This window comes from Methanobrevibacter sp., assembly GCF_017406825.1.
Classification (GTDB): domain Archaea; phylum Methanobacteriota; class Methanobacteria; order Methanobacteriales; family Methanobacteriaceae; genus Methanocatella.
The window spans coordinates 1-9,166 of record NZ_JAFQXT010000028.1; the positions used below are offsets into that span (position 1 = coordinate 1).

Sequence of the window (9,166 nt, forward strand, 5' to 3'; positions counted from 1 at the left end):
AATACTTATAGTTCTTATAGTATATGCTCGAATTAAAGGTAATGATTCCTTAAAAAAAGTTGCGGCTGTTGCATTGGTTGCATTGCTGTTTGCGGATTTGATTACCTATGCTTTGAAGCTTTTTGTTCATGAGCCAAGGCCATATTTGGTTTTGGATAATGTACGTCTGCTCATACGTGAGGATGATGTTTTTTCATTTCCCTCAGGCCATGCAACTTCGACTTTGGCCATCGTCACAGTCTTTGCTTTGAACATTGAGGATTTGATTAAAAGGCATTATAATGTTGCCAGATTCCTTTTGGTTGTATTTGCGCTCATAATCATGTTTTCAAGAGTCTATTGCGGTGCGCATTATCCGTTGGACGTTTTGACAGGTGCTGTAATAGGAATCGTTGGTGCGCTTGTAGTCAACAGGTTCAAAAATAGGATTGTTGTAAATTGAAACGATGGGCTAATGATTGATTAGCCTCACCTTTCTTTTTTTAAGTTTTAAGTATTATTAATTCATAATATTATATCATGTGCTCAATAGTAGGTTTACAGGGTAATGTCAAAGCGGATGATATTGTTAAAATGCTGAAGGTCTCTAAGGACAGGGGACCTGATTCATCAGGCATATTTTTAGATAGAATTTACACAGACATTGATTTGGATGAATTCACGGACGATAAGTCTTATCCCATTGCCTTTGGCCATAATCTCCTTTCGATTTATGATTCAAATGAAAGGGTTTCAGAGCCTCAGCCGGTATCAAACGGCAATCTCACTTTGGTCTTCAACGGTGAAATCTACAATTTCAAGACAATAACCAATCTTCTTTCAAAGGTTGGGGTTGAAAAGGAAATACTGTCCGATGCCGAAGCGCTGCTTTACCTGATTGAATGCTATAACAAGCAGGACCTTGTAAGGGCCATTCAGATGGCAACCAGGCTGGTTGATGGGGATTATGCATTTGCTGTTTGGGACGGCGAAAACCTTGGGATTGCACGTGACCCTCTGGGCGTCAAGCCGCTGTTTTTTGCACAAAACGACAATCTGAAGGGATTTGCATCATCAAGGCAGTCTTTGAAGGTGATCGGTTTTGATGAAATCGAAACATTAAAGCCGGAACACATCCTGTTTAACTGGAATGATATAGCTCCCGCACAGCCGATTCATGAAAAGATATTCGAAGGCGATGTATCTAAAATAGGCAAGCTGTTAAAGTTAAGTGTTGTCAAAAGAATTGACGGATTGTCTGAGGTCGGTGTAATATTTTCAGGGGGTCTTGACAGTTCATACCTTGCGCTGCTTTTGAAGGAAATTTCGCAAAACATTCCATTGAAAATCACGCTTTATGCAGTGGGGGCGCAAGGATCGCATGATATTGAATCTGCAATCTATGCATCGAAGTTTCTTAATCTTGAGCTGAAAATCTGTGAGGTCACAGAAGAGCTTGTCCGCGAAAGCCTGCCCCAGGTCGTAAATGCAATCGGAGACGACAACCTCATGAAGGTGGGCGTTGGAATGACCACATACCTTGCAACAAAAATGGTGGCTGAAGACGGATTAAAGGTTGCAATCTCCGGACAGGGTGCCGATGAGCTTTTCGGAGGATATAAGAGATATCTTGAAAGCTTTGTAAACGATACATTGAATTATGATATCCGGATGGACATCTCAGACATGCATCATGTCAACCTGGAAAGGGATGACGCATGTTCAATGCTCAATTCTGTTGAATTGAGGTTGCCGTTTTTGGATAAGAAACTGGTGGAACTGGTCATGAACATTCAGGATAACAAAAAGATAGTTTCCATGCATGATGACATGCGAAAAAGCATCCTGAGGAAAATAGCCTTTGAAGAGGGGCTTGACTATGAGATAGCCTACAGGCCTAAAAAGGCGGCCCAGTATGGAACCGGCATCGACAAGATTTTGAGAAAGAAAATCCTAAAGGATACGGATATTTCACAATATCTCTAATTTCAACCCTATTTTTTCTTTAACTTTATTAATAGTGAAAAACATAATTAAATATATTATTAATTGTTAAGGAGTTTTAATATTATGACAATCGAAAAAGATGCAGAAGACATTATCGAAAAATTTTCAAAAATATTGGAGGATATTCCGGATTCAGATGAAACCTGGTATATCACAGATAATTTAAATCTAACACGTGATGACGAGTCTCAGGAGAAAAATCCTGAGAAAATATTGAGAAACGCCAATATCGATAAGGATGGCAATCTCATTGTAAAAAGAGCTGATTGGACAAACTGAAGGGGATAACATGAGAATAAACTTGGTTCTAGAACTTTTGGATTCTCCTGGACAGTTAGTCAAAGCATTGGAGCCGATAAGTAATTATGGTGCAAATCTTGTAACTGTCATTCACAAAAGGGATTATAAAAACGACAACGGTAATGTTCCGGTTCAGTTAACTATCGAAGGAGAGCATGAAGACCTCAAAAGCATAGTCAGCAAATATGGGGAATTGGGATTCAGCATTATAGAGATGGACGGAGTGGTGTTGAAGGAAAAAATCACCACAATCTTCTTTGGCCACATCGTAGATCAGGATTTAAGGGACACCATGGACAGAATCAACGAACTTGAAGGTGTCGTAATAGTGGCATTTGACATTAAACTGAATGGTGAAGAGAAATCTACTGCACTTATTAACATTGAAGCCGACATCGGCAGAAAACAGGCAGTGTTCAATAGGATTGCAGAAATTGCCGAAGAAAAGGATTTATTAGTTATTAATGAAGTTTAAGTGATTATTATGGATGAATGTAAAGTCATTATCATGGGATTCGGTTCAGTTGGCCAAGGTGTAGCCAATGCCCTATCCATGAAGAAGGATTTGATTAAGGATAAAACCGGCGTGGACGTGAAAGTTGTGGCCGCCGCCGATTCATCTTCATCCGCAATCTGTCAGGACGGATTGGATGAAGAGTTACTTGTAAAAACTAAAAAAAAGGAAGGAAAATTATCAGCATATCCTGAATTCGGGTCTGATAAAAGCGGTGCAGATGTTTTGGATGCAGTGGAATACGATTGTCTTATTGAAGCAACTCCTACAAATATCGTTGATGCGCAGCCTGCACTCTCATTAACATTGAAGGCATTCGAACAGGGAAAGGATGTAGTGACCTCAAACAAGGGGCATTTGGCTTTGAAATTCAAGGAAGTTGTAGGCGCAGCAGAAAAGGCCGGCGTCGAATTCAAATATGAGGCAAGCGTTGGTGGGTCAATGCCGATTATCAATTTCACAAAAGAAACCCTTGCGTCATGTGAGATAAAGTCAATCAAGGGCATATTGAACGGCACTACCAATTATATTCTCTCAAGGATGACTTCTGAAGGTTCAGAATATGAGGTCATCTTGAAGGAATCACAGGAACTTGGAATTGCAGAAACCGACCCTACCCAGGATGTCGAAGGTATTGATGCGGCATGCAAAACCGTAATTCTTGCAAACTCCCTTTTAGGAATTGACGCAACCTACAGTGACGTTAAGGTTGAAGGCATTTCAAAAATCAATTCAGAAGCTATTGAACTTGCCAAAAAGGACGATTATCTGATAAAGCTGATTGCTGAAGTGTCTCCTGACAATCTGCAGGTATCTCCTCGTCTTGTTAAAAGAGGAAGTTCCTATGATGTAAGCGGAACCCTGAACATGGCCACAATCAAAACAGATCTGGCTGATGAGGTATCCGTAATTGGACTTGGAGCAGGTTCCCTTGAAACTGCTTCCGCGATGTTGACCGATTTGATTAGTATTTTAAAAAACAAATACTAATCCATTATACTTTTTTTGATGATAATATGAAATATGTAATTTTTATCCCTGATGGGTCAAGCGATTATCCTGTTGATGAACTGGACGGAAAAACTCCACTTATGGCAGCAAATACTCCAAATATCGATAAATTAGCCAAAAAAGGATTTGGAGGTTTTACAAACAATGTTCCTGACCAGTACACTCCAGGGTCTGATGTAGCGAATATGAGCATTTTCGGATATAATCCCGCCGATTACTATACCGGCAGGGGACCTTTGGAAGCGGGCAGTGAAGGAATCCCGACAACCCCGAATGACGTGATATTCAGATGCAACACCATATACAGTGAAAGTGATGCGATGGACGACTTCAATGCAGGCCACATTTCAACAGCCGAAGCTGATGAGCTGATGAAAGGACTGAACGAATATTTCAAAGAGAAATATCCGGATTTCAAAGGCAAATTCTACACCGGCGTAAGCTACAGGCATCTGTTTGTCTATTCATGCGATAGCATGGAGGACGCAAAGACAATGTCCGCAATAAAAACCATGCCTCCTCATGATATAAGCGGCGAAAAGCTGGTCGATAACCTCTTCGGAGAATGCGAACTGGCGGAAGAGTTCCATAAGATCATGTTTGAAGCAAGGGAATATCTTAAAGATCATGAAATCAACAGGAAAAGGGATATTCCGGCAAATATGATTTGGCTATGGGGTCAGGGCGTAACTCCAAGTTTGCCTAACTTTGAGCAGACCTACGGAATTACCGCCTCTGTAATCACAGGCGTCGACTTGCTTAAGGGCATCGGAAACTTCGCGGGAATGAATATTGTGGATGTTCCGGGAGCCACAGGATACTTCGACACCGACTATAAGCAGAAAGGCGAATATGGTATTGAAGCATTAAAGCAGACAGATTTGCTTTTGATTCATATTGAAGCTCCTGACGAAGCGGGCCATGCCCAAAACACTGCTGAAAAGGTCAAGGCTATTGAAAGAATTGACGAGCTGATTGTAGGGCCTATCATTGAAAGTCTGGAAGGTGAAAAGTTCAGGGGAGCGATACTGCCTGACCATCCTACTCCGATAAGTGTTGGAACCCACACCCGTGACGACGTGCCTATTGTCATATTCGACTCCGAACGTGAAGGGGACGAATGCGAATCATTCGATGAGGAAGGAGTTAAGAAAGGCTCACTTGAATTCAGACCAGGACATTTCCTTGTTCAAAGATTAATTGACGGAGATTATTAAGATGAAAGTAATACTTGTAAATGGAAGTCCGAATAAAAACGGATGCACTTATACTGCACTCACATATGTCGAAAAGACATTGAATGAGGCAGGTATTGAAACTGAAATATTCTGGATTGGAACAAAACCGATAATAGGATGCACAGCATGTTTCAAATGCGGCGAAAATGGAGAATGCGCATTCGATAATGACGTAGTCAATGAATTCGTCAGAAAAGCATATGACGCCGACGGATTTGTTTTCGGCACACCGGTTTACTATGCGGGAGCTGCAGGTGCCATGACAGCATTCATGGACAGGGCATTTTATTCCAATTCCCACGGCACAGGCCTTGCTGCGTTTAAACATAAACCCGCTTCAGTAATCTGCTCTGCAAGACGTGCAGGAACAACCGCAACCTATGACCAGATGAACAAATATCTGGGAATATCACAGATGCCTATAATTTCATCATTCTACTGGAATATGGTTCATGGAAACACTCCCGAGGAAGTCAGACAGGATGCGGAAGGTCTTGCTACCATGAGGCAGCTTGGAAGGAACATGGCGTTTTTCCTGAAATGCATAGAATCCGGCAGGAATGAGGGACTGGTTCCGGAAGAAGAACCGAAAATAGCTTTCAATTTTATTAGATAAATTATGAATATATTCAAGACTCCTGAAAACTATCTCTATTCAAACAGGGCATTGCTTGCATTGTTTATTCCGCTTCTGATTGAATATTCATTGGAATTCTTTGTGGGATTCGCAGATTCAATCATGGTGGCGTCATTAGGCGAGGCGGCAATTTCAGGGGTTTCATTAGTTGACTTTTTAGTTCAACTCCTTATTTTTTCTTTTTCAGCACTTGCAACGGGAGGAGCAGTTGTAGCGGGACAGTACCTGGGAAGCAATCAGATTAAAAAGGCTCAGGATTCGGCAACCCAGCTGATATGGTTTTCCACAATCCTGTCCACGGTCATGATGTTCGCGGTTATTTTCGCAAGGCACTTTCTGATAGCCTTGCTTTTTGGACAGATTGAATCGGACGTCTGGGCAAATGCCGACGTATACCTGTATTTCATGGCGGTTTCAATACCGTTTTTGGCCATATATAATGCGGGGGCGGCAATTTTCAGAACAACCAATAACGCCACAACCCCGATGAAGATACTCTTTGTCTGCGATATCCTGAATGTCGTCGGAAACGCGATATGCATCTATTTCCTCGGCTGGGATGTCAGGGGAGTGGCCATTCCGACAGTGATTGCAAGGGTGCTTGCAGCCGTACTGATATTGTACTGCGTTACCAAAAAGGACTACAAGCTTCACATCAAAAGGACATTGAATCACAGGTTCGACACGGGCCTGCTCAAAAAGGTGTTGCAGGTCGGCATTCCGTATGGTGTTGAAAACGGGCTGTTCCAGCTTGGAAGGGTTTTGGTTTTAAGCCTTGTTTCAACATTCGGAACGATGGCAATAGCCGCAAACTCGGTAGGTTATGCAATCGGGATTTTTTCGGTTCTTCCGGGTTTCGCAATCAATCTGGGTCTCACCGCAATAGTATCCAACTGTGTGGGAGCCAACGATTATGAGCAGGCAAGGTATTACAACAAGAAAATCATAATAATTGTTATAGTTTCACACATTATCATCAATGCAGCAATATTTGCCTTGCTGCCTTTCATTCTGAGTGTCTACAGCCTATCCCCTCAAACTGCGGCAATGGCCAGTGAAATGGTCATATGGCACGGGATTTTTGCAATCCTGATTTGGCCGCTGTCCTTCACATTGCCTTCAACATTCAGGGGAGCCGGTGATTCAAAATCAGTAATGTATATCAGTTTGATTGTAATGTTTACATGCAGAATTGCCCTTTCATATGTAATCGCCGATTGGATGGGAATTGGCGTTTTCGGAACCTGGATAGCCATGTTCATAGATTGGTATGTGAGGGCGGCAATCTATATCTACAGATATTTCTCAAATAAATGGACAGAATACAGGGTGGTTTGAATGAGGCCTGAAATAACATATAAGAATACACACAACTTCAGCAAAAAGGAGCTTGAAGAACTCTTCCTGTCAGTGGAATGGTCTTCGGGCAGATATCCCGAAAAACTGGTGATTGCAATGAGGAATTTCGACACGGTCTTCACCGCATGGGATGGGGAGGAACTTGTCGGACTCATAAGCGTAATGGATGACGGCATAATGAACGCATATATCCATTATCTTCTTGTAAAACCTGATTATCAGCTAAAGGGAATCGGAAAGGAACTGGTCGAGCGGGTTAAGCTTCACTATAAGGATTATCTGAAAATTGTCGTAATATGTGAAAATCGCAACGTCAGATTCTATGAATACTGCGGATTCGAAAATGAGGTGGACAAGTCCCCTCTCTTCATCACGGAGCTGGAAAACTAGGTGGTTTCATGGTGCTTTTTAGAGGGGATGTCAAATCGAAAAGTCTTCAGAGGCGCACATCAATCAGCGTTATCCTTCCATCGGACAACGTCCATTTCCTTCAGGACACAGAAGAGATAGTGCCCAAGCCGTATAAGACACTCTATTTCCTTCACGGACTGTACGGAAGCGATGACATAGTCCTTGCAAACACTTCCATCCAGAAGTTTGCAGAAGACCATGGCATAGCTATTGTGATTCCGTGCGGTGACAACAGTTTCTATCTGGACAATGAGGCGGCCCATGCATATTATGGGGAGTATGTAGGCCGGGAACTCCTTGACATAACTAGAAACATCTTCCCGTTATCCCATGAAAGAGAGGACACTTTCATTGCTGGCTTTTCAATGGGAGGATATGGCGCAATCAGAAACGGCCTGAAGTATTGTGAAAACTTCTCGAAAATAGGCATGATTTCATCAGCCCTGATTACTGAGGAGATAATGGATTACGCTGATGACAGTAATGTCTTGAGGGCAAGGGATTTCTACGAGTCAATATTCGGCAATCTGGATGAGGTCAAAAATTCCGATAAGGATCCGAAATACCTGATTGAAAACTGCGGTGACATTCCGGAGATATACATGGCCTGCGGCACGGATGACTTTCTCTATGAGAAGAATGTCGACTTTTATGAATTCTTAAAGTCCAGGGGTGTTGAGGCCCGTTTCGCTGAAGATGAGGGGCAGCATACGTGGGACTTCTGCGACAAGCACCTGAAGGAGTTCATTCTGGAGGAATTGATATGAGATGTCCGAAATGCGGAAACGAACTGGATGAGGACAATTACTGCAACGAATGCTATGAGTTCTTTGATGATGATTACAATGACACGCAGTCTTTTTATGAGGAGCCGGACTATGACTCGATGGTCAACAATGGCGAGGCGATATGCCTGAACTGCACATATTGGAGCGTAAGTCCCTACGGCAGCGCTCACGGAATGTACTGCAGAAGGGGCAACGGCCAGACGGAACCTGATGATACGTGCTTTGATTTTGTCCAGTCCCACAGCTTTGCAAATTATGGTGATGAGGGTCAGTTTCAGTTTGATGAGACTTCAATGGACACTTCTAATAAGTTAAGATACTGGAAAAATAGCAGGTAAAGGAGTTTATGCTCCTTTAACCTCTTCGCCGACAATAAGTTTAATGTCCAATGGGGCTGTAACGGATTCTTCAATGCTTTTGCCGAATTCGATGAATTCAGGTGTTTGCATGTGAGCCTGCAGCGCTTCCTGTGATTCCCACTTTTCGATAAAGATGAGGGAATCATCCAATACGTCACGGTACAGGTTGTAGGAAATGTTTCCGTCATGTGTTCTTGAAGTCTTGATTAATGTTTCAGCCTGTTCAATTACTTCTTCTTTTTTTTCTTCCTTTACTGGCAATATTGCATTTACGATAATCATTTTATCACCTTTGTTGATTAAAACTATAATGATTTTAATATATTAATATATTTCTTTTTCAGGCAATATTCAAATTCGATTAAAATTTTTATATATTATGAAAAACTAAAATTATACTATAGTTTATGGAGAGGATTTAACTGACAAAATATATTATTATAACAGGTGGGGTAGTGAGTTCCATAGGTAAAGGGATAACATCCGCATCTATGGGTAGAATTTTAAGGTCTTACGGTTTAAAGGTTTCAGCTATTAAGATAGACCCTTATTTGAACTGGGAT

Annotated in this window: 13 protein-coding genes; 12 read left to right on the plus strand and 1 reads right to left on the minus strand. The window is 41.9% G+C overall.

Annotated features, from left to right (window positions below):
- The 11 genes from IJF99_RS05150 to IJF99_RS05200 form a co-directional block, all read left to right on the plus strand.
- Positions 1-442 (plus strand): phosphatase PAP2 family protein (locus IJF99_RS05150; RefSeq protein WP_292792766.1); only part of this gene is annotated, 442 nt, incomplete at its 5' end.
- A 77-nt stretch (positions 443-519) separates the two neighbouring features.
- Entirely contained in the window at positions 520-1,965 is a 1,446-nt protein-coding gene (locus tag IJF99_RS05155) for an asparagine synthetase B (RefSeq protein WP_292792768.1), read from the plus strand.
- An 84-nt stretch (positions 1,966-2,049) separates the two neighbouring features.
- Complete coding sequence (gene gatC, locus IJF99_RS05160) at positions 2,050-2,265, plus strand: Asp-tRNA(Asn) amidotransferase subunit GatC (protein WP_292792770.1); 216 nt, start codon at positions 2,050-2,052, stop codon at positions 2,263-2,265.
- A gap of 10 nt (positions 2,266-2,275) precedes the next feature.
- A complete protein-coding gene (locus tag IJF99_RS05165; RefSeq protein ID WP_292792772.1) occupies positions 2,276-2,761 on the plus strand; it encodes an amino acid-binding protein in 486 nt (161 codons plus the stop codon).
- Between the two features lie 9 nt (positions 2,762-2,770).
- Complete coding sequence (locus IJF99_RS05170) at positions 2,771-3,790, plus strand: homoserine dehydrogenase (RefSeq protein ID WP_292792773.1); 1,020 nt, start codon at positions 2,771-2,773, stop codon at positions 3,788-3,790.
- A gap of 26 nt (positions 3,791-3,816) precedes the next feature.
- Positions 3,817-5,028, plus strand: coding sequence for a cofactor-independent phosphoglycerate mutase (locus IJF99_RS05175; RefSeq protein WP_292792775.1), 1,212 nt, complete (start codon positions 3,817-3,819; stop codon positions 5,026-5,028).
- Position 5,029: 1 nt separating this feature from the next.
- Complete coding sequence (locus tag IJF99_RS05180) at positions 5,030-5,665, plus strand: flavodoxin family protein (protein WP_292792777.1); 636 nt, start codon at positions 5,030-5,032, stop codon at positions 5,663-5,665.
- Positions 5,666-7,024, plus strand: coding sequence for an MATE family efflux transporter (locus IJF99_RS05185; protein ID WP_366931251.1), 1,359 nt, complete (start codon positions 5,666-5,668; stop codon positions 7,022-7,024).
- Positions 7,025-7,435: a GNAT family N-acetyltransferase gene (locus tag IJF99_RS05190; RefSeq protein ID WP_292792781.1), complete on the plus strand. Its 411-nt coding sequence runs from the start codon at positions 7,025-7,027 to the stop codon at positions 7,433-7,435. It begins immediately after the preceding gene.
- Between the two features lie 8 nt (positions 7,436-7,443).
- A complete protein-coding gene (locus IJF99_RS05195; RefSeq protein ID WP_292792783.1) occupies positions 7,444-8,223 on the plus strand; it encodes an alpha/beta hydrolase-fold protein in 780 nt (259 codons plus the stop codon).
- Entirely contained in the window at positions 8,220-8,582 is a 363-nt protein-coding gene (locus tag IJF99_RS05200) for a hypothetical protein (protein WP_292792785.1), read from the plus strand. Before IJF99_RS05195 ends, IJF99_RS05200 begins: the two co-directional genes overlap by 4 nt.
- A gap of 6 nt (positions 8,583-8,588) precedes the next feature.
- Here IJF99_RS05200 and IJF99_RS05205 read toward each other — a convergent pair whose 3' ends face one another.
- A complete protein-coding gene (locus tag IJF99_RS05205) occupies positions 8,589-8,885 on the minus strand; it encodes a putative quinol monooxygenase (RefSeq protein ID WP_292792787.1) in 297 nt (98 codons plus the stop codon).
- Positions 8,886-9,025: 140 nt separating this feature from the next.
- Here IJF99_RS05205 and IJF99_RS05210 point away from each other — a divergent pair.
- Positions 9,026-9,166, plus strand: a 141-nt coding sequence (locus IJF99_RS05210; protein WP_292792789.1) for a hypothetical protein, incomplete at its 3' end; no start/stop codon positions are given.

Coding starts and splice junctions, on each gene's coding strand:
- IJF99_RS05155 (WP_292792768.1), top strand. CDS start 520: ATGTGCTCAATAGTAGGTTTACAGGGTAATGTCAAAGCGGATGATATT.
- gatC (WP_292792770.1), top strand. CDS start 2,050: ATGACAATCGAAAAAGATGCAGAAGACATTATCGAAAAATTTTCAAAA.
- IJF99_RS05165 (WP_292792772.1), top strand. CDS start 2,276: ATGAGAATAAACTTGGTTCTAGAACTTTTGGATTCTCCTGGACAGTTA.
- IJF99_RS05170 (WP_292792773.1), top strand. CDS start 2,771: ATGGATGAATGTAAAGTCATTATCATGGGATTCGGTTCAGTTGGCCAA.
- IJF99_RS05175 (WP_292792775.1), top strand. CDS start 3,817: ATGAAATATGTAATTTTTATCCCTGATGGGTCAAGCGATTATCCTGTT.
- IJF99_RS05180 (WP_292792777.1), top strand. CDS start 5,030: ATGAAAGTAATACTTGTAAATGGAAGTCCGAATAAAAACGGATGCACT.
- IJF99_RS05190 (WP_292792781.1), top strand. CDS start 7,025: ATGAGGCCTGAAATAACATATAAGAATACACACAACTTCAGCAAAAAG.
- IJF99_RS05195 (WP_292792783.1), top strand. CDS start 7,444: ATGGTGCTTTTTAGAGGGGATGTCAAATCGAAAAGTCTTCAGAGGCGC.
- IJF99_RS05200 (WP_292792785.1), top strand. CDS start 8,220: ATGAGATGTCCGAAATGCGGAAACGAACTGGATGAGGACAATTACTGC.
- IJF99_RS05205 (WP_292792787.1), bottom strand. CDS start 8,885: ATGATTATCGTAAATGCAATATTGCCAGTAAAGGAAGAAAAAAAAGAA.